Raw genomic sequence first — 23465 nt, 5'->3', positions numbered from 1 at the left:
CCGCCGAACCCTGGAGCTCCCGATTCTGCCCTGCGCCGGCACCGGAGGCCTCCCCATCGCACCACCCGGCCCCAGGACGGCCACGCCAGGACGACCAGCACGCCGCCCGCCGCCGTGCCCCCGTGGACGGATGACCGAAGTCCGTGCTTCCACCAACGACATGCGGGTACCAGGGCAGCCATGACCGCTCACGGCCCGGCCGACCGCACCGTGAGACCGGTGTGTGCCGATGGACGGATGTCTCCGGGGCATCCGTTACGCGCCACCCCGCGACGGTCATGGCTGAGGAGTCCCAGTCCCGAGCACGGAGGAACCATGCCCAACCCCAATCCGCTCAAGGCCGCCGCCGAGAAGCTGACCGAGACCCTCCGGGACGGCGGCCCGGCCGAGGGCATCCCGGGCGCCCCGGCCCCCGAGCCCGCCCAGGTGGACGAACCCACCGAGCCGCGCGACCCCCTCCCGCCCAAGCCGGACCAGGGCGAGCCGGCGCCGTACTCGCCCACCGGCCGGCACACCGGCAACCCGCCGCAGTCCCGCGCGCAGGACGGCCCCTACCTGACCACCGCCCAGGGCGCCCGGCTGTACGACACCGACCACTCGCTCAAGGCGGGCCCGCGCGGGCCGGTCCTCCTCCAGGACCACCACCTGCGCGAGAAGATCATGCACTTCGACCACGAGCGGATCCCGGAGCGCGTCGTCCACGCCCGGGGCGCCGGGGCCCACGGCGTGTTCCAGGCGTACGGCACCGCCGAGGGCGTCACCAAGGCGGCCTTCCTCCGCAAGGGCACCGAGACCCCCGTCTTCGTACGGTTCTCCACCGTCCTCGGCTCACGCGGCTCCGCGGACACCGTCCGCGACACCCGCGGCTTCGCCACGAAGTTCTACACCGAGGAGGGCGTTTTCGACCTCGTCGGCAACAACATCCCGGTCTTCTTCATCCAGGACGCCATCAAGTTCCCCGACGTCATCCACGCGGGCAAGCCGCACCCCGACCGGGAGATCCCGCAGGCCCAGAGCGCCCACGACACCTTCTGGGACTTCGTCTCGCTGCACACCGAGGCCCAGCACCACACCATGTGGAACATGTCCGACCGGGGCATCCCCCGCTCGTACCGCACCATGGAGGGCTTCGGCGTCCACACCTTCCGCCTCGTCAACGCCGAAGGCGCCACCACCCTGGTCAAGTTCCACTGGAAGCCCAAGCTCGGCGTGCACTCCCAGCTCTGGGAGGAGGCCCAGATCACCGGCGGCGTCGACCCGGACTTCCACCGCCGCGACCTCGCCGACGCGATCGAGGCCGGCGCCCACCCGCAGTGGGAGCTCGGCATCCAGACCTTCCCCGACACCACCGAGCAGACCTTCGAGGGCATCGACCTGCTCGACCCGACGAAGATCGTCCCCGAGGAGCTCGCGCCGGTGCAGCCCATCGGCCTGCTCACCCTCAACCGCAACCCCAGCAACTTCTTCGCCGAGACCGAGCAGGTCGCCTTCCACGTCGGACACCTCGTCCCCGGTATCGACGTCACCGACGACCCGCTGCTCGCCGGCCGCCTCTTCTCGTACCTGGACACCCAGATCACCCGGCTCGCGGGCCCCAACTTCCACCAGATCCCCATCAACCGCCCGCACGCCCCGGTCAACGACATGCTCCGCGACGGCTTCCACCAGCAGGCCGTGCACAGCGGCGTCGCCCCCTACAAGCCCAACTCGCTCGACGGCGGCTGCCCGTTCTTCGCCGGCGCCGACACCGGCGCCTACATCGAGACCCCGGTGGAAGTGCCCGCCGCCCGCAAGGTCCGGGAGGCCCCCGCCAGCTTCGACGACCACTTCAGCCAGCCCCGGCTGTTCTGGCTCAGCATGTCCCCGGTCGAGCGCGAGCACATCATCACCGCCTACACCTTCGAGCTGGCCAAGTGCTACGACAACGCCGTCAAGCAGCGCCAGCTCCAGGCACTCGCCAACATCGACGCCGAGCTGTGCGCCCGTGTCGCCGAAGGCCTCGGCCTGCCCGCGCCCGAACCCACCCGGGCGCCGGCCGACGTCGTACCGAGCCCCGCGCTCTCCCAGATCGGCCAGGAGTGGCCCGCCGACGGCCGCATCATCGGCATCGTCGCCGACGACACCGCCGACCTCGACGGCGTCCGCGCCGTCCGCCAGGCCGTCCTCGACGCGGGCATGGTGCCCCTCGTCGTCGCACCGGCCGGCGGGAAGATCGGGGCGGACGGCCCCGACCCCGTCACCGTGCAGCGCACCTTCGCCACCGCGCGCTCCATCGAGTTCGACGCGCTCGTCCTGGCCGGGGTCCCCGCGCCGGGCGGCGACGCCTACGGAGCGCGGGACGCCAAGGCCGGCGACGCCGGACAGGCGGCCACCGCCCTCGACCCCCGGCTGCTGCTGATGGTCTCCGAGGCCTACCGGCACTCCAAGGCCATCGGCGGCTGGGCCGGCGCCGATACCGTCCTGGAAGCGGCCGGCGTCCCGGCCGGGGCCCCCGGCGTGGTGACCGGGGACAGCGGCGAGGGCGTGCTCGCCCGGCTCACCCCGCTCCTCGCCCGCCACCGCGTCTGGGACCGCTTCCCCGCCGCCGCCTGACGGTCAGGTGCGGACCCCCGGCTCCCGGTCCGCGTCGTGCCGCAACGGCGTGATCTGCTCGATGTCGTAGCGGCCGCGCAACGCGGCGATCGCCGCGTGGTCCGGGGGCCCGCCCCGGTCGAGGATGCCGATCAGCTCCTCGAAGTACCGCTCGTGGTCCGGGGGAGGGGACGCCTGGAAGAACATCCTGGCGGGCCGGTCCGTGCGGTTGGCGAAGGCGTGCGGACACCCCGGCGGGACCACGATCACCGTGCCCGGCGTGGCCCGGACGGTGCGCCGGCCGGACGGCGACTCCCAGTGCCGCCAGTCGTCGCCCGTCCGGACCCGGGGCTCGAACGCCAGGACGTCCAGCTCGCCGTCGAGGAGGTAGAACAGCTCCTCGCTCCGGGCGTGCACGTGCGCCCCCACGTCGAACCCCGGGGGCACCACCACCTCGAAACTGGACGCCGCCCGGGAGTGCTCGCCCGTCACCTTGAAGGTGACCTCCTGCGCCGGCGAGCGCAGCGTCCGCCCCTGGCCCCTCGGGACCAGCAGCCCGTCGGGGGCGTCGGCCACCATCGCGGCCGGCGCCCCCTGGTGCGCGGTCACCAGGTCACCGGAAGGGACTCGGGCCCACGGATGAGCGCACCGCGGCGGAACCGCACCTCCTCGACCGGAACGGCGAACCGCAGACCGGGGAACCGGTCCAGGAAGGCGTCCACCAGCAGCTCGGACTCCATCCGCGCCAGCATGGCCCCCACGCAGAAGTGGGGCCCGTACCCGAACGCCACATGCGGATTGGGGGACCGGTCCAGGTCCAGGGCATCCGGGTGCGGAAAGACGTCCGGGTCGCGGTTGGCCGCCAGGTACGAGACGTACACCGGCTCGCCCGCCCGGATCCGTACCCCCGCCACCGTCACGTCCTCCAGGGCGATCCGGGACAGGCCGACGGCGCTGCGGTGCGGAATGAACCGCAGCAGCTCGTCGATCGCCCGCGGGCGGATGTCCGGCTCGGCGCGCATCCGGGCCATGTGCTCGGGGTGGGTGAGCAGGACGAACAGCATGTTGCCGCAGTTGTTGGTGACCGCCTCACCGCCGATCTGGATCAGCAGCGCCAGCCCCACCGCCTCCGAGGCGGTGATCTCACCGTTCGCCACCGCCGTGCCGAGCAGCCCGATGACGCTCTCCTCGTCGCCGTCGTCACCGTCGCGCGGCTGGCTCAGCAGGTCGGCGAAGTAGGCGCACATGTCCTCCTTGGCACGCTGGCTGCGCTCCACGCCGTGGGCGGAGGACAGGATCAGGTTCGTCCACTCGTGCATCCGTGGCCGGTCGATGGGCGGCACGCCCATCAGCTCGCACACCACGGCCAGCGGGAACGGCCCGAGCAGCCGCTCGGTGAAATCGGCCGGCGGGCCGTCGGCCAGCACCTCGTCGACCAGCTCCGCCAGCAGGAGCCGGGCCCGCTCGCGCAGCCGTTCCACGCCGCGCGTGGTGAAGGCGGGCGCCACCGCCCGGCGCAGCCGCGTGTGGTCGGGCGGATCCTCGAACCCCACCGCCCCGTCGACCGGGATGAAGTGCGGCGCAAGCCGGGTGACGTCGTTCTCGACGACCAGCTTCCGGCTGAACCGCGGGTCGTTGGTGACCGCCCGGACGTCGTCGTAGCGCGTCACCAGCCATGCCCAGCCGTCGCCGTTGGGCAGCTTGATCCGGCTCACCGGTCCCTCGCGCATCAGTTCCGCGAGCACCGGGTCGAACTCCACCCCGAACAGGTCCAGGGCCGGCCAGTGCCGTACCGGGGGCAGGGCGGCCGTGGTCGTCGTCTCATCCAACACGGGACGGTTCCTCCACCAGGACACGGTCGGGCACGTCCGAGAGCACGCGGGTGGGCACCCGCTCGGACACGCGGTCGGAGACGGTCCAGCGGCCGAGCGACATCTCGGCCGTGATGCCGGGGCCGAAGCCCGCGAGCAGGCCGCGCGCCGTGTCGTGCGCGCCGCCCTCGTCGAACAGCCGGCGCAGCGCGTCCAGGACGACGGCGCTCGCGATGTTCCCGTACTCCGTCAGCGTGGCGCGGCTGAAGCGGAACGCCTCGGCCGGCACGCCCAGGAACGTGCTCAGGTCGTCCAGGATCCTCGGACCGCCCGCGTGGATGATGTAGAAGTCCAGGTCGGACGCGTCCCAGCCGTGCCGGCCCGCCAGCTCCTTGAGCGCCGGAGCCAACGGCTCCATGGTGCCGGGCACCCGCTTGTCGAGCTTGAAGTGGAACCCGGTGGACCGCACGTCGTAGGCGATCCAGTCCTCCGTCTCCGGAACCAGGTACGAGCCGTTGCGCTCCAGCGTCACGCCGGTGCCGCCCCGGCCGCGCATCACGGCGGCGGCGATGCCGTCGCCGAAGAGCCCGTTGGACAGCAGGTTCCCGACGCCCAGGTCGGTGGGCTGGTAGCACAGCGAGCAGAACTCGCACGCCACGATGAGCGCGTTCGCCTCCGGGTAGGCGGTGCAGAAGTCGTGCGCCCGGTTGATCGCCGCGCCGCCCGCCGCGCAGCCGAGCTGGGCGATGGGCACCTGACGGGTGTCGCCCCGGAAGCCCATGGTGTTGATCAGCCACGCCGTGAGCGACGGCATCATGAAGCCGGTGCACGACACGTAGATGATCACGTCGATGTCGGAGGCCCGGAGCTCCGCGTCCGCCAGCGCCTGTTCGATGACGGCCGGCACGCGGGCCTTGGCCTCCGTCTCGTATATCCGGTTGCGTATCTCGAAGCCGTCGTGCCGGAGGGTTTCCTCGATCGGCCGCAGCAGGTGCCGTTTCTGGACACCGGTGTTCTCCATCAGCCGCAGGGCGAGCGGGAGCTGGGGGTGGTCCGCGTGAATGCTCCGCGCCAGGTCGAGCGTCTGCTGCATGGTGATCACGTGCTCGGGGACGGAGACCGCGGGTCTGCACAACGTGGCCATGACGTAAGCCCTTTCGTCGCGTTTGCACTCAAAGGATCCGGGACGGGCGATCGTCGCGCGCGCCGAAACTCGTGCCACCCCGTTACGTCGAACCGGTGACCGGCACCCCCTGCGGCCGCCCTCCGGTACCCCCCGCATCCGCCCTCCGTGCACCGGGCACCCCCGCCCACGCCTCACCACGCACGCGCGCCGCACCGGCCCGGCCCCGGCGCCCGGCCGGAGCACACCACGCGGCAACGGGCCAGCCGCGCGCGCCGACCACGGCGGGAGCCCTGGCCCGCACCGGGCCCTTCCGTTCCCCCGTACGGGGGAGCACCGGGTGCCCCGGGGGACGGGCGCGACGGAGCATGGGCGCATGCCCCTCCACCTCCGCATCGTCCACGGCCGCCCGACCGCCACCGAACTCGCGGCCCTCACCGCCGTACTGACCGCCCTGGCCTGCCGGACCGGGCCGACCGGGCCGTCGCGGGGCGGCGGGGCGCCCACCGGCCGTGCGCAGTGGGACCGGGGCTGGCGGGCCCATCCGGCACCCAACTCCTGGTGCGCCCGGCTCCACCTCCCGGCCCGCCACCCGCACCATTGAGGGGTGAAGGCGAACCGTGACGTACGACTGCTCCTGACGACCGACACCCACCTGCCGACACGGGCCAGGGAACTGCCCGCCGAACTGCTGGCCGGCATCGAGGCCGCCGACGTGGTGGTGCACGCCGGCGACTGGGTGGACACCGCCACGCTCGACCTGCTGGAGGCGCGCGCCCGGCGGCTGCTGGCCGTCCACGGCAACAACGACGGCCCGGAACTGCGCGCCCGGCTTCCCGAGGTCGCCCGCGCCGAGCTGGACGGCCTCCGGTTCGGCGTCGTCCACGAGACGGGCCCCGCGCAAGGCCGCGAACGCCGGTGCGAGGAGCGGTTCCCCGACCTGGACGTCCTGGTCTTCGGCCACAGCCACATCCCCTGGGACAGCACGGCGCCCGGCGGGCTGCGGCTGCTCAACCCCGGCTCGCCCACCGACCGCCGCCGCCAGCCGCACTGCACGTACATGACCGCTGTCGTCACCGGCGGCCGGCTCGCCGAGGTCCGCCTCCACCGGCTGCCTCCCCGCCACCCGGTGCGTCCCGGCACCCCGTAGAGCGGATACGGTGCTGCCGTGGTGATCGACAGGGAGGACACGGCCGGGACGGCGCTGCTGCTGGCGGCCGCCCCCGTCGGCAAGGGACGACTGATCGACGCGGCGGGCGTGCTCCCCGCGCTGGCCGCCGTACCGCCGGGCGCGCTGACCGGCACGGTGGCCGCGACACTGGTCGAGCTGGCGGACCCGCTGGACCCGCAGACCGTGCTCACCCGGCTCCGGGCCGCCGTCGCCGCGTCCGGCCCGCTGTCCGTCTACATCGCCGGGCAGCTCCACCTCGACCACCGGCAGCGCCTGCCGCACCTCGCCCTGGCCCGTACCTCGCCCTCCACCCTGCGCTACACGGCCCTGCCCTGGCACTGGATCGCCGGCGAGCTGAAACTCCGCCGCCCGGGCACGACGACGGTCGTCGTCGACCTGGTCGCCGACGAGCAGACCTGGCAGCAACTCGCCACCGACCCGGGGCTCCTCGCGCTCTGCCACGGGGTGCGGGTCTACGGCAGGGTGGGTCCGCCCCCCGGGCGCCGCGCGCTCGCGAGCCCCGACTACCTCAAGGCCTGTGCCGCCGTCTGGCGCAGTGGGGCGCGTCCGCCGCTCGCCGCGCTGCACGAGCAGGTCGTCGCACAGTCCGCCCCGGACCGCGCCCTGGTGTTCGCCGCCGACTTCCCGCCGGCACAGGCCCCCGCCCCGGCCGCGCCCTCCTCCGCCGTCCCGCCCGTTCACGTGCCGGCCGTTCCCGCCCCGCCCGCGCCCGGGACCACCGCCGCGACCGCGGCCGTACCCTCCGCGCGGCAGGAGCCGGGGCGGACCGCCGGGGACACCACCGCACCGCCCCCCACCGGGGACGCCACCGCACCGCCCCCCGCCGGGGCCGACCCCCTGCCGTCCATCCTGGCCGCCGCGGAATCCGGCCGTCACGAGGAGGCGGCGGCCGCCGCGGCGGCCTGGGAGCAGCACGCCCACCGGACGCACGGCTCCGGCTCGGCGCAGGCGCTGCACTGGCTGGAGGTCCGCGCCGACCTCGCCCGGCTGGCCCGGGACCCGGCCGCCAGTTGCCGGCTCTGGATGGCGGCCGCCGAGGCGAGGCTGGCGCGCGGGCAGACGCTGGACGCGCCCGACGTCGAGGGTGCCGTGGACCGGGCCCACCACCAGTGGGAACGGCTGAGCGACCCGGAGGCCGCCCGCGCCCTCGCCCCCGCCCTGATCGCGCTGCGCCGCCGGGTGCCCGGCCGTCAGCGCGCAGCGCTCCAGGTGCTGCAACGCCGCCTCGAACGCTGGCATGACACCGGTGAAGGTGTCATGCGCTGACACATTGGCCGAAAGGCGCTGCACCCGCACTCCGCTTATGGCCATTCCTCATACCGGCACACCGACTCTCCCTAGCATGTGCCTCTCATACGACCGACCCCACGGCACCCGAGCGGATGAGGACTGGATGGCACGCGAGTTGTGGAGCCCCGCGGAAATCGACACGACCGTGCCCAGCGTGGCGCGCATGTACGACTTCTTCCTGGGCGGCAGCGACAACTACGAGTCCGACCGCGAGGCCTGCGAGCTGTTGCTCAAGCAGGTCCCCAGCACCAAGGCGCTCGCGGTGAACAACCGGCACTTCCTGCGCCGTGTCGTGCGCGTCCTCGCGACGGAGTACGGAATCCGCCAATTCATCGACCACGGATCCGGTCTGCCCACCCAGGACAACGTCCACCAGGTCGCCCAGTCCGTCGACCCCGACTCCCGCGTCGTGTACGTCGACAACGACCCCATCGTGCTCGCCCACGGCCGCGCCCTGCTGGACGAGAACGACCGCACCGCGGTCATCCAGGCGGACATGCGCGACACGGACGGCATCTTCGGGCACGAGGAAACGCGGCGGCTGATCGACTTCAGCCGGCCCGTCGCCGCCCTGTTCGTGTCGGTCCTGCACTGCATTCCCGACGAGGACGATCCGGGCGCGCTGGTCCGGCGGGTCGCCGAGCGTCTCGTGCCGGGCAGCTTCCTCGTCGTGTGCCAACTGGTCAGCGACCGGCCGGAGATCCGGGCCTTCGTGACCGACTTCATGGCCGAGGCCACCGACGGCCACTGGGGCCGGGTACGCGAGGAGCACGAGGTGTCCGGGTTCCTCGACGGCCTGGAGCTCCTCGAACCGGGCCTGGTGGAGGTGTCCACCTGGCGCCCGGACAACGACCTCGCCCCCACCCAGCAGACCGACGAGTGGGTGGAGTGGGGCGGCGTCGCCCGGATCGTCTAGCGGTGGACGACGCCGGTGCCGTCAGGAGTAGCGCCGGATCCGCTCCTCCAGCAGCAGGAGCGACTCCTTGGGAGTGAGCGCGCAGGCCCCCAGCCGGTCGAGCATGTCGCGGTACTGCTCGACCGTCTGGGGCTTCTGGCTGAAGGTGCTGTCCGTCAAGTGCTCGATGTAGACGGCGTCCTTGAGGTCCCCGAGCGCGAACCGGAGGTACGTCACCCCGGTGCCCACCCCCACGGACGCGGTGACGTCCAGCGGCGCGACCTGCACGGTGACGTGGGCGCGCCGCATCATGTCGGCGAGGTGCTCCAGTTGTTCCCGCATCACCCGGGGGCCGCCGACCGTGCGCATCAGGACCGACTCGTCGATCACCGCCCAGAGCCGCGGCGCGTCCGGCTGGTCCAGCTGCCGCTGCCGTTCCTGCCGCAGGTCCACCCGGCGGCGCACGTCGTGGGGCAGCAGACGGGCGGGCCCCGACTCGATCACGGCCCGCGCGTAGGCGGCCGTCTGGAGCAGGCCCGGCACGTAGAACGGCTCGTACGTGCGGATGATCGCGGCCGCCCCCTCCAGGGCGACCAGCGGGGTGAAGAAGTCCGACAGCACATCGCTGAACGACCGCCACCAGTCCGGTCGGCGGGACTGGTTGACCAGCCGGTGGAACTCCGCGACCAGTTCCTCGTCCTCCACGCCGTACAGACGCAACAGGGCTTCGGCGTCGGCCGGTTTGCACCCGTGCCGGCCCAGCTCGATCCTGCTGGTCTTCGATCGTGAGAAGCCGAGGCGGACGTCGACGTCCGCGGGGTCGAGCCCGGCGTTCACGCGCAGTTCGCGCAGCTTGCCGCCCAGGATGAGCTTCAGGGCGGTCGGGTTGTTCTCGACCGCCCCCAAGGGCCGGACGAACAACGACGTGCTCCGTTCGGTTGCAGCCATCGGGGCGCTCCTGCTCTGTGAGGACACGACAGTATCCGGCACGGGGCGGGGCGGGCCAGAGAGCGTGACGCCCTCCTGGCCGGTTCAGTCCAGTACGGAGTCGAAGTCGCCGTCCCGCGCGCCCTCGACGAAGGCCGCGATCTCGTCACGGGTGTAGATCAGCGCGGGGCCGTGCGGGTCGCGGGAGTTGCGGACGGCGACCCGGCCGCCGGGGAGGGCCGCCAGCTCGACGCAGTTTCCCGTGGCGTTGCTACGACCGCTCTTGATCCATGTGACCGGACCCAGGGCTCCGGCCCGTATACCGTTGAAGAACTCCACACCCACCAACCCCTGTCGTTATCGTTCAGGCGTTCACGCTGTCCCAGAATGCAATCCCAGATGCAATTGCATTCTGGGTACCAGGCCGACGATACTCGTTGCAGATCGACTGCCGCACCGTCGAACACCGAAGCCAGCAGGGGGACATGCCCAGTGACGGCTCATATGTCGGCCTTGACCCGTACGGATGCCACGTTGCCCCGCGACGAGAGCCTGGGCGCCTTCGCCGCGTGCGGCCTCGGTGGGTGTCCCCGCAGTCCCGGGCAGGCGCGGCGCTTCGTGAAGGCCACGCTGACTTCGTGGGCGCTGCCGTCGCTCGTGCCGGACATGACGCTCGTCGTCAGTGAACTGGTGACGAACGCGGTCCAGCACGGCCTGGCCCCGGCGTCCCCGCCGCCCGGCCCCTCGCCCTCCGCCCCACCCCCGCCGCCGTCCGAGAACCCGGTCTGGCTGGGCCTCTTCCGCTACCCCGGCGCCGTCGTGTGCGCCGTCTCCGACCCGAGCCCGGAGCCCCCGCGGCCGCGCACCGCCCCCGAGGGCGCGGGCAACGGCCGGGGCCTCGCCCTCGTGGGCGCCCTCAGCGAGTCCTGGTCCTGGGACGCGGCCCCCTTGTGGGGCAAGACCGTCTGGGCCACCCTCCCCCTGCCCCGCGACGGGGCCTGACCCCCCTCGGCACACCGGCCCGCCCCGCGTGTGCCGCGGGGCGGGCCGGTCGCCGGTGCCTCGGTACGCCGTACGTCAGTCCTGGACGGCGGCCGAGAGGTTCTCGGAGATGACGTCCTCGAGGATGTGCGACAGGGCGCTGTCGCCCTTGACCGCGGTGGAGTTCTCCGCGCACTGCTGGTTCTGCGTGTCCTGGAGGAGGTCCTGGACACCGATGTTGATCAGCAGGATGTTCTGGACGTCGCCCTCGACCGGCAGGCCGACGCACAGCTTGTTCAGCGAGCCCTGCACCAGCCCGACCTGCGGGCTCATCCGGCCCCCGGTCACGGTGTTGCCGTACGACTGGGTGGCGAAGTTGCCGTTCTGCGTATCGATCCCGCGATCACCCACGGCAGCGGCCATCGGCGCGGACACACCGAGAACGGCAGCGGCGACACCGGCCGTGGCCAGAGCCTTCTTGATCATGTTCGTCCTTCGTCGTTCGGGATACCCGGATCCCCGGGTCCCTTTGCGTAACAGGCCGCTCCCGGCCGCGTAACGGTCGCGCGACCGGGGAAGCACGAGTTCACCCCTTTGCCGCACCGCGCAGTCCCGGCGCCGGGACTCCGGACGTGCCGTCCTCCCGGGGGCCGACCGGGCCGACCGGGTCGATCGGGTCGAGCCGGCATGGGCCCGGCCATCGGGGGTCACACATGGGGCATGAGTGATTCGCTTGCGGACGAACAGGTCGTCGAACGACTCGTACCGGTATGGCTGGAGGAGGCGGCCCGGCACGACGCCCGGGCCGCCGAGGACGCCCGGGAGGGATGGCGGCGGGGCGACCTGTCCGCCGAGTCCGCCCGGGAACTGGCCGACTGGGTGACGGCGCGCGTGACCGCCACCGGATTCAACGAGGACGAGGGGCCCGCCCCCGACGGGCCCGCCCCCATCAGCGTGGCCGACAAGGCGGCCGTTCACCGCTGGCTCGCGGCACGGGGGTACGACGTGTGACCCGGGGCGTCAGCCGAAGAGGGGGAAGCGCTCCGCGTCCGCGCCGAGGGCCGCGCGTTCGGCGGGTGTGAGCGGCGCCCGCCCGGTGGCGGCGCGGGCGTAGTGCGCGTCGTCCCACCGCACCGGGACGGGGTGGCCCAGCAGTCCGTCCAGCGTGCGGCGGACCTCGGCGAGGCCCTCGGGGGAGGGGCCGGGCGAACCGGCGCCCGACGCCCCGAGGTCCAGGTGGTGGACCGTCGCCTCCACCGCGAGCGTACGCAGCAGGTCGCCCGCGCGCAGGACGTGCCCCTGGGTGCGGACGGCCTGCCCGGGGTCGGTGCGGTCCGCGGCGTGCAGCGCGGCCGCCGCCGTCTCCAGGTACAGCTCCCGCAGTTGCCCGAACCGCAGGAACATCCCGGCGACGGTACGGGCGAACCGGCGGCCGTGGGCGGCCCGCTCCTTGCCCTCGGCGTCCTGCTGCCGCCAGTCGGCCCAGTAGGTGACGGCGTCACGGTCGGGCGCGGCGTCCGTGGGGGTGTGCAGCGCGTTGAGGGCGCGTTGCGCGTCGGCCAGGCAGTGGAACACCAGATCGCGCACGGCCCAGCCGGTGCATCCGGTCGGCGCCCACGAGCGCTCGTCGTCGGTCTCGCGGACGGCGGCCATGAACGCCCCGTACGCCGCGCGCAGCACCGCCGTCGGATCGCTGGAGCTCTCGGTGTCGGTCATGACCTCCAGTGTGCGCGGGCGGGTGCCGTGCCGGCTCGGGCGCCGTGCCGTGGCGGGGGCACGACACCCGGGCGCTGCTTGGTGTGTACCTGACGCTAGAGTGCGGTGCTCGATCCATCGGCGTACGGAGTAGGGGGACGGCGCATGAGTGCGCAACTGCGGGAGGCGGCGGCCGAGTTGGCGGCCGTACTGTGGCGGGAGCACACCGTCTACCGTGAGCGGACCGGGGGAGTGGTCATCCGGGGCGAGCACGTCAGGCGCTGGATCAGCCTCGCCCCGGCCGGGGGCAGGGGCGAGATACTCCTCCGCGCCGGCCGCATCCTCGACGGCGGTACGACGGCCCCGGCCCGCTCGGAAGCGGTCGTACCGCTCACCGCGGGCACGGCCGAACTCGCCGCCGCGTGCCGCCGCCTGCTCGCCGAGACGGCCGCCGAGCCCGCCGAGACCGCCGGCGGTCGTGCGCGCGGTGCACGCGGGACGCGCGGTACGGCGGGCGCCGGCGACGGTGTACGACGGAAGTCGGCGGCCCGCCCCCGGCGCCCGAAGAGGACGCGCCGGCCCGGGCGCGGGGGACGGCACACGGGCTTCGGCTCCTGGCTCGTCCTGCTGTGCCTCGGCGGCGTCATCGCGTACCACTTCTGGAGCACCGGGGCGAAGCCCTGAGGTGACCCGCGCCCTCCGCGCTGCCCCGCACCGCCTTTCGTGGTCCACTTGAGGCAGTCAGGAGCGGAACCGATGGGGACGAAACGCACGTCGGCGGAACGCGAGCCCGCGAAGCACCAGCCCGCGAAGCACCAGTCCACGGCACGCGGGCCGGCCGCACGTGGGCCGGCACCGGTCCGGGCGGCCGTCGCCGCGGCGGTGTCCGCCGCCATGACGGCCGGTCTCTTCGCCTGCACGGGGACCGGCCCGGAACCCCGCCCGCAGCCACCACCGCGCACGGCCACCCCGCCCGCACCCGCCCGGCCCGGCGTCTCGCCCTTCACGGGCCTGCCGGCCGAGCCCGCACCGGTGCTCGCCGTGAAGGTCGACAACGTCCGCCCGGCGCGACCCCAGACCGGCCTGGGCGCGGCCGACATCGTCTACGTCGAGCAGGTCGAGGCGGGGCAGAGCCGCCTCCTCGCGGTCTACTCGTCACGCCTGCCGCGCACGGTCGGCCCGGTGCGCAGCGCCCGCGAGTCGGACCTGGAACTGCTGCGGCAGTTCGGCCGCCCCGCCCTCGCCTACTCCGGCGAGCAGTCGGCGCTCCGCCCGCTCGTCGACGCCGCCCCGCTGTTCCCCCTCACGCCCGGCCAGGCACCCCGGGCCTACTTCCGGGGCGGGGACCGGGCCGCCCCCTACAACCTGTACGTACGGCCCGAACGCGCCCTGGCCGCCGCCCGGAAGGCCGGCGCGGCGAAGGACATCGGCTTCCGGTTCGGCGCCGCGCCTCCGGGCGGCACACCCGTGAACCGGTACACCGTCCGCTATCCGGCGGCCCGGTACGCCTTCACCTGGTCCGCCGGCGCCGGCCGGTGGCTCGTCTCCTTCGACGGGGAACCCGCCCGCACCACCGACGGCGGGCAGGCGGCGCCCAGGACGGTCGTCGTGCAGAACGTCGACGTCAGCCCCTCCCGGTTCCGTGACCGGGGCGGCCACGTCACCCCGTACACCAGGACCGTCGGCTCCGGCACCGCGCTCGTCCTGCGTGACGGCAGGAGCCACCGGGCACGGTGGAGCCGCCCCTCGGCGGACGGCGGCACCACCTTCACCACCCCCGCCGGGCGGCCCCTCGCCTTCGCCCCCGGCCAGGTCTGGGTCGTCCTCACGGGCGGGTGACGGCCACCCACGTGCCATCCCACGCGCCGCCCCGGCGGCGCCGGGCCGCTCAGCCGTTCAGCCGCGCGAGCTGCGACGGCGACAGCGTCAGCCCGGCAGCCAGGGCACAGTCCCGTACGTTCCCGGCCCGGCGCGCACCGGGGATCGGCACCACGCACGGGGACAGGGCGAGCATCCACGCCAGGCACACCCGCTGCGGACTCACGCCCAGCTCGCCGGCCACCTCGTGGAACGCCCGGTGCCGCGAGCCCAGCGCCGCCGCCTCGCCCATGCCGCCCAGCGGGCTCCACGGCAGGAACGCCAGCCCCAGCCGCTCGCACAGCTCCAGCTCGGGCAGGCTGTCGCGGAAGGAGGGCGAGAACCGGTTCTGCACGGCGACCAGCCGCTCGCCCAGGATCCCGTGGGCCAGCCGGATCTGCTCCGGGTCGGCGTTCGAGACGCCCACCGCCCGCACCTTCCCCGCGTCGCACAGCTCCTTGAGCGCGCCGACCGACTCCTCGTACGGGACCGCCGGGTCCGGGCGGTGGTACTGGTACAGCCCGATCGCCTCCACGCCCAGCCGCCGCAGCGACGCCTCGGCGGCCCGGCGCAGGTGCGCCGGCGAACCGTCCAGCGCCCACGAGCCGTCCGGCGGGCGGGTGTGCCCGCCCTTGGTGGCGACCAGGACGTGCGAGGTGTCGCCCCCGTACGCGGCCAGCGCCCCGGCGATCAGCGTCTCGTTGTGCCCCGGGTCGCTCGCGTCGAGGTGGTAGGCGTCGGCCGTGTCGATCAGAGTGATGCCGGCGTCCAGCGCCGCGTGCAGGGTGGCGACGGCCTGCCGCTCGTCCGGGCGCCCGGGGACGGACAGCGGCATGGCGCCCAGGCCGATCGCGCTCACCTCCACGCGTCCGACACGGCGGGCGGGCAGGGTGGTGGGAAGGGGTGTCTCAGTCACCGCTCCAGCCTGCGTGCGGAGGTACGGCACTGTCCAACACCGGCTGCCGATGGCTGCCATCAGCCGGACCGATCGCTCCCCGCCGTCGCTCCCGCCACCGACAGGGAGGCCAGCAGCGCCCGTGCCGCCGCCGAGGGACGGGTGTGCGCCGGCCACGCCACCGACACCTCCCAGGTGACGTCCGTGGCCGGGACCAGCGACCGCAGCCCGCGGGCCTGCTCCTTGTCCGCGACCGACCGGGGCACGAGCGCCACGGCGCTCCCGCCGGCCACCACCTCCAGCAGCTTGTGCACGTCGTCCAGCTGCATGGCGACGGCACGCCGCACCCCCGCCGCGGCGAACGCGGCGTCGGCGACCCGCCGCGCCCCCCAGTGCGGGTGCAGGTCCGTGAAGACCTCGTCGGCCAGCTCCGCCGGGTCCACCGGCTCCCGCCGCCCCGCGACCCGGTGCCCGGGCGCGCACAGCAGCACCATGGACTCCCGCGCCAGCTCCCGCTGCCGGAGCCCCGACGAGTCGCCCGGGCCGGCGACGAACGCCACGTCCAGCCGGCCCTGCCGCAACCGCTCCCGCAGCACCGCCGACCCGGCCTGCTCCACGTGCACGTCCACCGACGGGTGCGCCGCCCCGAACCGCATGAGCGCGCCGAACGGGTCGGCCGCCCCCATGCACTGCTCGGTCCCCACCCGCAGGGTCCCGCCGACCACCCCGCGTACCGCCGCGACCGCCTCGCGCGCGGCGGCCGCGCTGTCCAGCGTCCGCCGGGCCTCCTCCAGCAGCGCACGGCCCGCGTCGGTCAGCTCCACGCCCCGCGCGGTGCGCACGAACAGCTCCGCCCCCAGCTCCCGCTCCAGGGCGCGGACCGACGACGACAGCCCCGACTGCGCCAGGTGCAGCCGCGCGGCGGCCCGGGTGACGTTGCCTTCCTCGGCCACGGCCACGAAATGTTCCAGATGCCGAAGCTCCACGTCAGGCAGTCTAGGTCGGGCGCCGAACGCCCCCTCCGGCCGGGACGCCCCTCCGGCCGGGACGCCCCTCCGGCTGGGACGCCCTTTCGGGCGGGCGACGCCATCTCCGGCGCACGCCCCGCGGCACCCCTCCGGATGCCCCCACGTGCGGGTGATCCATGGCGCCGCGGGCGCTCCCGGCGGCCCCGGCCGGGGACGGCTCCCCCTGTCGGTACCGCAACCCGAGGGGAGCCTTCCATGAGCATCGGATCCGTCGGCCGCGCCGTGCTGGCCTGGGGCGTCAACCACTGCGGACAGCTCGGGGACGGCACCCGCGGCGAACGGCCCGCGCCGCTGGCCCTGCACGATGTCGGGGCCGACGTCGTGGCCGTCGCGGCAGGCTCCCACCACACCCTGGCACTGACCCGGGAGGGCACCGTCCTCGCCTGGGGCGCCAACCACTACGGACAGCTCGGGGACGGCACCCGCGAGGACCGGCACCGGCCCGTGCCCGTCCAGGGGCTGACCGGCGTCACCGCCGTCGCGGCGGGCGGCGGCCACAGCGTGGCCCTGCTGCGCGACGGCACGGTCCGCACCTGGGGCGCCAACGACTGGGGCCAGATCGGCGACGGCACCCGGCACGACCACCACGTGCCCGTCCCCGTGCCCGGCCTGCACGAGGTCGTCTCCGTCGCGGCGGGCGGCGGGCACAACCTCGCGCTGCTGAAGGACGGCACCGTACGGACCTGGGGCTCCAACAACCGTGGCCAGCTCGGCGACGGCAGCAAGGACGAACGCCGCACTCCGGTGGCCGTCCGCGACCTCGGGGACGTCACGGCCGTGTCCGGCGGCGGCTACTTCAGCGTGGCCCTGCTGCGCGACGGCACGGTCCGGGCCTGGGGCACCAACCACTGGTGCCAGCTCGGTGACGGCACCAACCAGGAGCGCCGTACGCCCGTCCCCGTACGGGACCTCGCCGGCGTCACCGCCCTGGAGGCCGGATGGCACCACACCCTGGCCGTCCTCGGGGACGGCACCGTGCGGGCGTGGGGCAACAACCACTGCGGGCAGCTCGGACTCGACCCGGACCACGACCCGGCGGGCCCGGTCACCGTCCCGCGTATCCAGCACGTCCACCGGGTGACCGCCGGCTACCGCCACAACCTCGCCGTGCTGGAACCCCAGGGACAGGACGGGCCGCACCAGTGCCTCACCTGGGGCCTGGCCCCCGACGACCGCGCGGCGCCCACCGGGGGCCCGGCGCACCTGGACCTGACCGGCGGCCGGCCCGGGCCCCGCGTCCACTCGCTGAGCGCCGGGTGGGCGCACACCGTGGCCCTCGTCGGCCACGCCCCCGCGACCACGGGCCACTGAGGCGCCGGTGGCCCCGCCCGGCCGGCAGGCGTACCGGTCCGCCGCCCCGCACCGCTCGCGCGCCCGCCGGGCGCTGACGCGGCCACGCGTAGGGGGCTACGCGGCCAGGCAGAGTCCGTTCCGCCGGGCGTCCGGGCGCGGGGCCGTGCCGGTGCCCGCCCGCCGGACGTGGAGCTCGCTCACGGCGGACCCGCCGCCCACCGCGACGGCGACGCGCCCCGGCACCGTCCGCGCACCCACCGGGCGCGCACCCGCCGCGCGGGCCAGATCGGTCCGGGCACGGTCGAGGAGACCGGCCAGCCCGAGCCCCAGCGCCCGCGCCGCGGCCGCGAGGACCTCCGACGAGGCCTCCTTGCGGCCCCGTTCGATCTCGGACAGGTAGGGCATGGAGATCCTGGCCGCCTCGGCCACGTCCTTGAGCGTCCGTCGCTGCGCGAGGCGCTCGCGCCGCAGGACGTCACCGACGACGTGCCGCCAGAGCGGCTCTTCGGGTATGGGGTTGCTCATCCCTACAGACTAGGGCGTCGCCGTACCAGGGGAGTTGGGTTCGCCCCCGGCGGAACGCCACCGTGTTCCGTGCCGGTCCCGCGCCGGTCCCGTCCCCGTGGGGCGCGTGATCGACTGGTCCGGTCCGGCGACCGGCCTTACCGTCGAACAGTGGACGGGGCTTCCCCGGGACGCTCCGCCACCGTCCGCTGACCCTCCGACGAGGGATGCGCGCCATGACCGGATCCCAGCAGACCCCCGCCCCCCGGACGACCACCCCGAAGCGGGGCGGCGGCAACGCGATGGCGCTCCTGGTGATCGCCTCGTGCCAGTTGATGGTGGTCCTCGACATCACCATCGTGAACATCGCTCTGCCGCACATCCAGAGCTCGCTCGACTTCTCGACCACCAACCTCTCCTGGGTGGTCAACGCCTACACCCTCACCTTCGGCGGCCTGCTGCTGCTGGGCGGGCGCGCGGGCGACATCCTCGGCCGCCGCAGGGTGTTCATCTTCGGCGTGCTGCTGTTCGTCCTCGCCTCGCTGCTCGGCGGACTCGCCCAGAACTCCGCACAGCTTCTCGCCGCACGCGCCCTCCAGGGCGTCGGCGGCGCGATCGCGTCCCCCACCTCCCTGGCGTTGATCAGCACCACGTTCAAGGAGGGCCCGGAACGCAACCGGGCCTTCGGCGTGTTCGCCGCCGTCTCCGCGGGCGGCAGCGCCATCGGACTGCTCGCGGGCGGTCTCCTCGTCGAATGGCTCGACTGGCGGTGGGTCCTGTTCGTCAACGTACCGATCGGGCTGCTCATCGCCCTCGCCACCCCGAAGTGGATCAAGGAGTCGGAGCGTCATCCCGGCAACTTCGACATCACCGGAGCCCTGACGTCCACCCTCGGCATGGTGCTGCTGGTGTACGGGTTCATCCGGGCCGCGCAGGACGGCTGGGGCGATCCGCTCACCGTGGCGTCCTTCGCCGCGGCCGTGGTGATCCTCGCGCTGTTCGTCCTCGTGGAACGGCGCTCCCGGCAGCCCATCACCCCGCTCCACATGTTCGCCGACCGCAACCGGGCGGGCACCTACGCGATCATGCTCAGTCTCGCCGCCGCCATGTTCGGCATGTTCTTCTTCCTGACGCTCTTCGTGCAGAACGTCCTGGACTTCAGCCCGCTGCGCGCCGGCCTGGCGTTCCTGCCGGTCAGCGCCATCATCGCGGTCGGGGCCGGGCTGGCCTCCCAGCTCCTGCCCCGCTACGGGCCGAAACCCTTCATGGTGACCGGGGCGCTGCTCGCGGCGGCCGGCCTCGCCTGGCTGACGCTGACCGACGTGCACTCCACCTACCTGGGCAGCGTGCTCGGCCCGATGCTCGTCTTCGGCCTGGGCATGGGCATGGAGTTCGTCTCGCTCACCCTGATGGCACTGTCCAACGTCCCCGTCCACGAGACGGGCGCGGCATCCGGACTGCTCAACGCCACCCAGCAGGTGGGCGGTTCCCTCGGTCTGTCCATCCTGGTCACCATGTTCGGTACGGCGAGCACCAACGAGGCGGAGAAGCAGGTGCCCGCCTTCCTCGCCCAGGCCACCCCCGCCGAACGCCTGCGGTTCCAGCGCACCGGGGAGCTGCCACCGCCCTGGGCCGACCAGGTCCTCACGTCCGGTGTCTCCGCCGCCTTCATCGTCGCGGCCGTCTTCACCGCCGTCGCGGCGGTCGTCGCCCTGGTGGTCATCCAGGTCCGCCCCTCCGACATCGAGCGCCTCAAGGGCGGCATCGGCCCGGGTGCGGTGTGACCCGGCCACACCCCGGCCGGTCCGGAAACGCGCGGCCGGCCCGGGCGGACACGTCCTAGAATCGCCGGCCATGGAGCACATACCGCACGGCTCTCCCGACGACCCCAACCCGCTCCGGCGGCTCTCCCTGAAGGAGTTGCGCCGGCGCACGAGCGCCAAGTGGCGGACGTACCCCGACGACGTACTGCCGCTGTGGGTGGCGGAGATGGACGTCCCGCTCGCGGAGCCGGTGGCCCGGGCGGTCACCGACGCGGTGGCCGCCGGCGACACCGGCTATCCCGCCGGGAACGGGTACGCCGAGGCGCTGGCGGCCTTCGCGGAGGAGCGGTGGGGCTGGGACACGCTCGCCGCGGACCGCACCCGGCTCGTGCCCGACGTGATGCTGGGCATCGTCGAGGTGCTGAAGCTGATCACCGGGCCCGGTGACGCCGTCGTGGTCAACTGCCCCGTCTACAACCCGTTCTACCTGTTCGTCGAGCACATGGGGCGCCGCATCGTGGAGGCACCCCTCGACGCGCGGGCGCGGATCGACCCGGCCGCGCTGGAGGAGGCGTTCCGCCGGGCCGTCCGGGGCGGCCGCCGCGCGGCGTACCTCCTGTGCAGCCCGCAGAACCCGACCGGCACGGTGCACACCGCCGACGAGCTCGCCGGCGTCGCGGCGCTCGCCGACCGCCACGGCGTACGGGTCGTCGCCGACGAGATCCACGCCCCCCTGGTGTCCCGCCCGGCCGGGTTCGTGCCCTACCTGAGCGTGCCGGGCGCCGGCAGCGCCTTCTCGCTGATGTCCGCCTCCAAGGGCTGGAACCTGGCCGGTCTCAAAGCCGCGCTGGCCGTCGCCGGACCGGCCGCGGCCGACGACCTGGCGGCCATGCCCCCCGAGGTGAGCCACGGCCCCAGCCACCTCGGGGTCATCGCCCACACTGCCGCCTACCGGGACGGCGGCGCCTGGCTCGACGCCCTGCTCGACGGCCTCGACGACAACCGGCGGCTCCTCGCCACCCTCCTGTCCACCCATCTGCCCGACGTCCGCCACGTCCCCGGCCAGGGCACCTACCTGGCCTGGCTCGACTTCCGGGCGCTCGGCCTGGGTGACGACCCGTCCGCCCACTTCCTCGACCGCGCCCGGGTCGCGCTCCACCCCGGCCCGCCCTGCGGCACCGGCGGCGCCGGCCACGCCCGCCTCAACCTGGCCACCTCGCCCGAGGTGCTCACCGAGGCGGTGCGGCGCATGGCCGCCGCCGTGTGACCGGGCCGCCTACCCGGCGTCCCGTGACGCGGGCGAGGCGGCCATGTACGACGACCACACCCGCAGCGGCAGGAAGTCCGCCCGGTCCGACTCGCTCCCGGCCACGCCGTTCATGGGCATCAGCCCCTCCGTACCCGGCCTGCTGCGGAACACCGTCACCGCGGTGGACAGCCGGCCCGTGTACCCGACGAACCAGGACGCGGGCACCCGGTCCCCGGCCCCGGTCCGGCCCGCCGCGACCGGCGGCAGGGTACGGAGGGACTCCGGGTCCATGTCCTCCACGGCCACGTCCCGCAGCGCCGCCGACACCTCCCGGGCCACCCCGGCGTCGAGCACCCGCCGGGAGGCGGGCCGCCCCAGCCCCTCCAGCGGCGTGCCCAGGTGGGTGGCTGCGGTGACGGAGTACGGATCGGTCCGCCGGCCGTCGGCGGCGAAGGTGCCGTACGCGCCCGCCATCCTGATCGCGCTCGGCGTCGACGTGCCGACGGGGAAGGAGGGCGTCAGGGGCGCCATGCTCAACGGCAGCAGACCCGAACCGACCGCCAGGTCACGGACCTTCTCCAGACCCACCGCCTCACCCAGCCTGCTGTACAGGCCGCTGTCGCCCCGGACCAGCGCCCGGCGCAGCGCGGGCGGACCGTCCCCGGCGCCCCCGGACCCGGCATCGGACTCGAGGCCGGTGCCGTGCTGGAGCGCCGCCGCCAGCACGAACGGGGTGAAGGCGGAACCCACCGGTACCCCGGCCGTGTCGGCGTTGTTGGTGAAGTGCTCGGTCGCGTCGGACCCCCCGTACAGCGCCAGCACCGCCCCGTCACCGGGCCGGACCGACGCGGCGCCGATCTCCACCTCCCGGTCGGCGATCCGGCGCGCCGGATCGAGCGACTCCTGCCGGACCTCCTCCACCGTCGTCCTCAGCCGCTCCACCTCCCGCTTGTCGAAGGTGGTGCGGATCCGGTAACCACCGCGCCCCAGTTGCTCGGTGGTCAGCCCGGTGCGGTTCTTGATGTCCTTGTTGGCCACGTCCACCAGATAGCCGATCTGACCGGACAGGCGGGTGGACACCGACTCGGGCCTGGGCTCGGGGAAGACGGTGTACTTCGCCCGCTCCTGGGCGGACATGTAGCCGAGCTCCACCTGCCGGTCCAGTACGTACGCCCACCGCTCGACCGCCCGGCGGTGGTGGGCCTCGCTCAGCGAGGGGTCGTACAGCTCACCGCCCTTGAGCAGGGCGGCCAGCAGGGCGCTGCGGGAGGGATCGAGGTCCTTGGCGTCCCGGCCGTAGTAGGCCACCGCCGCGGCCTGCACCCCGTAGGCGTTGCGGCCGAACCAGCTCGTGTTGAGGTAGCCCTGAAGGATCTCCTGCTTGGACAGCGAGCGGGACAGCTTGACCGCCAGGCACAGTTCGCGCACCTTGCGGTCCAGGGTCTGGTCCGGCGTGAGGTACGTGTTCTTGACGTACTGCTGCGTGATGGTCGAACCGCCCTGCACCTCCTGGCCGCGCGCCATGTTGACCACGGCCCGCGCCAGTCCGCGCACCGAGAACCCCGGGTCGTCGTAGAAAGTGGAGTTCTCCGTCGCGATCACGGCGTTCTGGAGCGACGGCGGGATGTCGGACAGCGGCACGTTCTGCCGGTTGACCGGTCCGACGCTCACCATCTGGGTGCCGTCCGCCCAGTAGTACACGTTGGCCTCGGCGCGGGCGTAGGCGTTCACGTCCGAGATCCGCACCGTGGCGTACACATGGCCCACCAGCGCGGCGAGCCCGGCGACGCCGAGCAGCGCGAGGCACAGCAGCTGGCGCCACGACGGGACCCACCGGAGGATTCCCCGCCGCCCCCGGCGCGGGTAATCGACGCGGAACCGGCGCCCTTGTCCGGGCAGTCGGCGTGGCACCCACGCTTCCCGCCCCCAGCGACGCAGCACGGCTCATCGCCCCCCTTTCCGTACGGGTGACTTGCTCGTCCCCTACTACGGGACGGGGGAGCCACCCGTTCACGGCGGGCGAGCGCGGATGAACGCGGGTGAGCACGGCGGGCGCGGGGCGCGGGGGAGGGGAAGGGGGTGGGCGGGGCGGTGCTCAGCCGCCGAGCGGGAGCCCCGCGGGCAGCCCGCCGAGCAGGGCGCCGCCGACCGGCAGCGGGGACGCCTGCCCCGGGGAGGCGGGGGCGGTGCTGAGCGGGCCCGTGCTGTTGAGGTCGGTCACCACGGGCGCGCCGACCGAGGCGGGCGGCTGCTCGCCGGCCGCCGCCGGGCCGGCGGCCGCGACGCTCGCGCCCGCGATCGAGGCGCAGACGACCAGCAGACGGGTGCGGGGGTTACGGGACATGCGGTGCTCCTGGGTGTGAGGGGCGTGAGGGGGGGGAATTGGCCGAA

General features: G+C 74.1%; 24 protein-coding genes. 12 read left to right on the top strand and 12 right to left on the bottom strand.

What is annotated here, in order from left to right; all coding sequences use genetic code 11:
• The first annotated feature begins 315 nt into the window (after positions 1-315).
• Complete coding sequence (locus ACZ7LK_RS12240; RefSeq protein ID WP_471140064.1) at positions 316-2592, top strand: catalase; 2277 nt, start codon at positions 316-318, stop codon at positions 2590-2592.
• A 3-nt stretch (positions 2593-2595) separates the two neighbouring features.
• Here the strand turns inward: ACZ7LK_RS12240 and ACZ7LK_RS12235 are convergent, their stop codons facing one another.
• Genes ACZ7LK_RS12235 through ACZ7LK_RS12225 form a run of 3 tightly spaced genes read right to left on the bottom strand, consistent with a single transcriptional unit; the run spans position 2596 to position 5526 of the window.
• Positions 2596-3150 carry a cupin domain-containing protein gene (locus ACZ7LK_RS12235; protein ID WP_392273274.1) on the bottom strand — a complete coding sequence of 185 codons (555 nt, stop codon included), beginning with the start codon at positions 3148-3150 and terminating at the stop codon, positions 2596-2598.
• Positions 3151-3176: 26 nt separating this feature from the next.
• The gene (locus ACZ7LK_RS12230; RefSeq protein ID WP_471140637.1) at positions 3177-4400 is read right to left on the bottom strand and encodes a cytochrome P450; all 1224 of its coding nucleotides are present in this window, start codon (positions 4398-4400) and stop codon (positions 3177-3179) included.
• Complete coding sequence (locus ACZ7LK_RS12225) at positions 4393-5526, bottom strand: type III polyketide synthase (RefSeq protein WP_469463182.1); 1134 nt, start codon at positions 5524-5526, stop codon at positions 4393-4395. Before ACZ7LK_RS12225 ends, ACZ7LK_RS12230 begins: the two co-directional genes overlap by 8 nt.
• Positions 5527-5881: 355 nt before the next feature.
• Here ACZ7LK_RS12225 and ACZ7LK_RS12220 point away from each other — a divergent pair, with 355 nt between their 5' ends.
• The 4 genes from ACZ7LK_RS12220 (at position 5882) to ACZ7LK_RS12205 (ending at position 8903) form a co-directional block, all read left to right on the top strand.
• The gene (locus tag ACZ7LK_RS12220; RefSeq protein ID WP_471140060.1) at positions 5882-6109 is read left to right on the top strand and encodes an acyl-CoA carboxylase subunit epsilon; all 228 of its coding nucleotides are present in this window, start codon (positions 5882-5884) and stop codon (positions 6107-6109) included.
• A gap of 3 nt (positions 6110-6112) precedes the next feature.
• A complete protein-coding gene (locus tag ACZ7LK_RS12215) occupies positions 6113-6655 on the top strand; it encodes a metallophosphoesterase family protein (protein ID WP_392272958.1) in 543 nt (180 codons plus the stop codon).
• Between the two features lie 18 nt (positions 6656-6673).
• Positions 6674-7963, top strand: coding sequence for a hypothetical protein (locus ACZ7LK_RS12210; protein ID WP_471140057.1), 1290 nt, complete (start codon positions 6674-6676; stop codon positions 7961-7963).
• A gap of 127 nt (positions 7964-8090) precedes the next feature.
• A complete protein-coding gene (locus tag ACZ7LK_RS12205) occupies positions 8091-8903 on the top strand; it encodes an SAM-dependent methyltransferase (protein WP_392272960.1) in 813 nt (270 codons plus the stop codon).
• 21 nt (positions 8904-8924) lie between these two features.
• Here ACZ7LK_RS12205 and ACZ7LK_RS12200 read toward each other — a convergent pair whose 3' ends face one another.
• Positions 8925-9830, bottom strand: coding sequence for a helix-turn-helix domain-containing protein (locus tag ACZ7LK_RS12200; RefSeq protein ID WP_392272961.1), 906 nt, complete (start codon positions 9828-9830; stop codon positions 8925-8927).
• Positions 9831-9914: 84 nt separating this feature from the next.
• Positions 9915-10148, bottom strand: a complete 234-nt coding sequence (locus ACZ7LK_RS12195; RefSeq protein WP_471140053.1) for a DUF397 domain-containing protein — start codon at positions 10146-10148, stop codon at positions 9915-9917.
• 165 nt (positions 10149-10313) lie between these two features.
• Here ACZ7LK_RS12195 and ACZ7LK_RS12190 point away from each other — a divergent pair, with 165 nt between their 5' ends.
• Positions 10314-10811: an ATP-binding protein gene (locus ACZ7LK_RS12190; protein WP_471140050.1), complete on the top strand. Its 498-nt coding sequence runs from the start codon at positions 10314-10316 to the stop codon at positions 10809-10811.
• A 75-nt stretch (positions 10812-10886) separates the two neighbouring features.
• Here the strand turns inward: ACZ7LK_RS12190 and ACZ7LK_RS12185 are convergent, their stop codons facing one another.
• Positions 10887-11276, bottom strand: a complete 390-nt coding sequence (locus ACZ7LK_RS12185) for a rodlin (RefSeq protein WP_392272964.1) — start codon at positions 11274-11276, stop codon at positions 10887-10889.
• 234 nt (positions 11277-11510) lie between these two features.
• Here ACZ7LK_RS12185 and ACZ7LK_RS12180 point away from each other — a divergent pair, with 234 nt between their 5' ends.
• Entirely contained in the window at positions 11511-11801 is a 291-nt protein-coding gene (locus tag ACZ7LK_RS12180; protein ID WP_392272965.1) for a hypothetical protein, read from the top strand.
• A 9-nt stretch (positions 11802-11810) separates the two neighbouring features.
• Here the strand turns inward: ACZ7LK_RS12180 and ACZ7LK_RS12175 are convergent, their stop codons facing one another.
• Positions 11811-12506, bottom strand: a complete 696-nt coding sequence (locus ACZ7LK_RS12175; RefSeq protein ID WP_392272966.1) for a maleylpyruvate isomerase N-terminal domain-containing protein — start codon at positions 12504-12506, stop codon at positions 11811-11813.
• 144 nt (positions 12507-12650) lie between these two features.
• Here ACZ7LK_RS12175 and ACZ7LK_RS12170 point away from each other — a divergent pair, with 144 nt between their 5' ends.
• Together ACZ7LK_RS12170 and ACZ7LK_RS12165 are read left to right on the top strand one after the other, a co-directional pair.
• Positions 12651-13169, top strand: a complete 519-nt coding sequence (locus ACZ7LK_RS12170) for a hypothetical protein (protein ID WP_471140045.1) — start codon at positions 12651-12653, stop codon at positions 13167-13169.
• Between the two features lie 210 nt (positions 13170-13379).
• Complete coding sequence (locus ACZ7LK_RS12165) at positions 13380-14324, top strand: DUF3048 domain-containing protein (RefSeq protein ID WP_471140634.1); 945 nt, start codon at positions 13380-13382, stop codon at positions 14322-14324.
• Between the two features lie 49 nt (positions 14325-14373).
• Here the strand turns inward: ACZ7LK_RS12165 and ACZ7LK_RS12160 are convergent, their stop codons facing one another.
• A complete protein-coding gene (locus ACZ7LK_RS12160) occupies positions 14374-15231 on the bottom strand; it encodes an aldo/keto reductase (protein WP_471140632.1) in 858 nt (285 codons plus the stop codon).
• Between the two features lie 86 nt (positions 15232-15317).
• Positions 15318-16223 carry a LysR family transcriptional regulator gene (locus ACZ7LK_RS12155; RefSeq protein WP_392272968.1) on the bottom strand — a complete coding sequence of 302 codons (906 nt, stop codon included), beginning with the start codon at positions 16221-16223 and terminating at the stop codon, positions 15318-15320.
• A gap of 237 nt (positions 16224-16460) precedes the next feature.
• On the opposite strand from ACZ7LK_RS12155, the gene ACZ7LK_RS12150 reads away from it, so the two are divergent.
• Positions 16461-17576: an RCC1 domain-containing protein gene (locus tag ACZ7LK_RS12150; protein ID WP_471140041.1), complete on the top strand. Its 1116-nt coding sequence runs from the start codon at positions 16461-16463 to the stop codon at positions 17574-17576.
• Positions 17577-17672: 96 nt separating this feature from the next.
• On the opposite strand, the gene ACZ7LK_RS12145 is transcribed toward ACZ7LK_RS12150, so the two are convergent.
• The gene (locus ACZ7LK_RS12145) at positions 17673-18083 is read right to left on the bottom strand and encodes a helix-turn-helix domain-containing protein (protein ID WP_392272970.1); all 411 of its coding nucleotides are present in this window, start codon (positions 18081-18083) and stop codon (positions 17673-17675) included.
• 281 nt (positions 18084-18364) lie between these two features.
• On the opposite strand from ACZ7LK_RS12145, the gene ACZ7LK_RS12140 reads away from it, so the two are divergent.
• The gene (locus ACZ7LK_RS12140) at positions 18365-19846 is read left to right on the top strand and encodes an MFS transporter (protein ID WP_471140629.1); all 1482 of its coding nucleotides are present in this window, start codon (positions 18365-18367) and stop codon (positions 19844-19846) included.
• A gap of 70 nt (positions 19847-19916) precedes the next feature.
• Positions 19917-21092, top strand: coding sequence for a MalY/PatB family protein (locus ACZ7LK_RS12135; RefSeq protein ID WP_471140039.1), 1176 nt, complete (start codon positions 19917-19919; stop codon positions 21090-21092).
• 9 nt (positions 21093-21101) lie between these two features.
• Here ACZ7LK_RS12135 and ACZ7LK_RS12130 read toward each other — a convergent pair whose 3' ends face one another.
• Together ACZ7LK_RS12130 and ACZ7LK_RS12125 are read right to left on the bottom strand one after the other, a co-directional pair.
• Positions 21102-22985, bottom strand: a complete 1884-nt coding sequence (locus tag ACZ7LK_RS12130) for a transglycosylase domain-containing protein (RefSeq protein WP_392272973.1) — start codon at positions 22983-22985, stop codon at positions 21102-21104.
• A gap of 184 nt (positions 22986-23169) precedes the next feature.
• Positions 23170-23418, bottom strand: a complete 249-nt coding sequence (locus tag ACZ7LK_RS12125; protein ID WP_392272974.1) for a hypothetical protein — start codon at positions 23416-23418, stop codon at positions 23170-23172.
• Positions 23419-23465 lie beyond the last annotated feature (47 nt).

The organism is Streptomyces sp. NPDC039423, assembly GCF_055598725.1.
Note: the sequence above shows the minus strand (reverse complement) of the source record. Positions and strands in the feature narration are given on the sequence as shown.

Bases quoted from the DNA above. Each gene is read 5' to 3' on its own strand.
- ACZ7LK_RS12145 (WP_392272970.1), bottom strand. From the start codon at position 18,083: ATGAGCAACCCCATACCCGAAGAGCCGCTCTGGCGGCACGTCGTCGGT.
- ACZ7LK_RS12240 (WP_471140064.1), top strand. From the start codon at position 316: ATGCCCAACCCCAATCCGCTCAAGGCCGCCGCCGAGAAGCTGACCGAG.
- ACZ7LK_RS12140 (WP_471140629.1), top strand. From the start codon at position 18,365: ATGGCGCTCCTGGTGATCGCCTCGTGCCAGTTGATGGTGGTCCTCGAC.
- ACZ7LK_RS12165 (WP_471140634.1), top strand. From the start codon at position 13,380: ATGACGGCCGGTCTCTTCGCCTGCACGGGGACCGGCCCGGAACCCCGC.
- ACZ7LK_RS12220 (WP_471140060.1), top strand. From the start codon at position 5,882: ATGCCCCTCCACCTCCGCATCGTCCACGGCCGCCCGACCGCCACCGAA.
- ACZ7LK_RS12180 (WP_392272965.1), top strand. From the start codon at position 11,511: ATGAGTGATTCGCTTGCGGACGAACAGGTCGTCGAACGACTCGTACCG.
- ACZ7LK_RS12185 (WP_392272964.1), bottom strand. From the start codon at position 11,276: ATGATCAAGAAGGCTCTGGCCACGGCCGGTGTCGCCGCTGCCGTTCTC.
- ACZ7LK_RS12205 (WP_392272960.1), top strand. From the start codon at position 8,091: ATGGCACGCGAGTTGTGGAGCCCCGCGGAAATCGACACGACCGTGCCC.
- ACZ7LK_RS12150 (WP_471140041.1), top strand. From the start codon at position 16,461: ATGAGCATCGGATCCGTCGGCCGCGCCGTGCTGGCCTGGGGCGTCAAC.
- ACZ7LK_RS12170 (WP_471140045.1), top strand. From the start codon at position 12,651: ATGAGTGCGCAACTGCGGGAGGCGGCGGCCGAGTTGGCGGCCGTACTG.
- ACZ7LK_RS12125 (WP_392272974.1), bottom strand. From the start codon at position 23,418: ATGTCCCGTAACCCCCGCACCCGTCTGCTGGTCGTCTGCGCCTCGATC.
- ACZ7LK_RS12200 (WP_392272961.1), bottom strand. From the start codon at position 9,830: ATGGCTGCAACCGAACGGAGCACGTCGTTGTTCGTCCGGCCCTTGGGG.
- ACZ7LK_RS12225 (WP_469463182.1), bottom strand. From the start codon at position 5,526: ATGGCCACGTTGTGCAGACCCGCGGTCTCCGTCCCCGAGCACGTGATC.
- ACZ7LK_RS12190 (WP_471140050.1), top strand. From the start codon at position 10,314: ATGTCGGCCTTGACCCGTACGGATGCCACGTTGCCCCGCGACGAGAGC.
- ACZ7LK_RS12235 (WP_392273274.1), bottom strand. From the start codon at position 3,150: ATGGTGGCCGACGCCCCCGACGGGCTGCTGGTCCCGAGGGGCCAGGGG.
- ACZ7LK_RS12135 (WP_471140039.1), top strand. From the start codon at position 19,917: ATGGAGCACATACCGCACGGCTCTCCCGACGACCCCAACCCGCTCCGG.
- ACZ7LK_RS12175 (WP_392272966.1), bottom strand. From the start codon at position 12,506: ATGACCGACACCGAGAGCTCCAGCGATCCGACGGCGGTGCTGCGCGCG.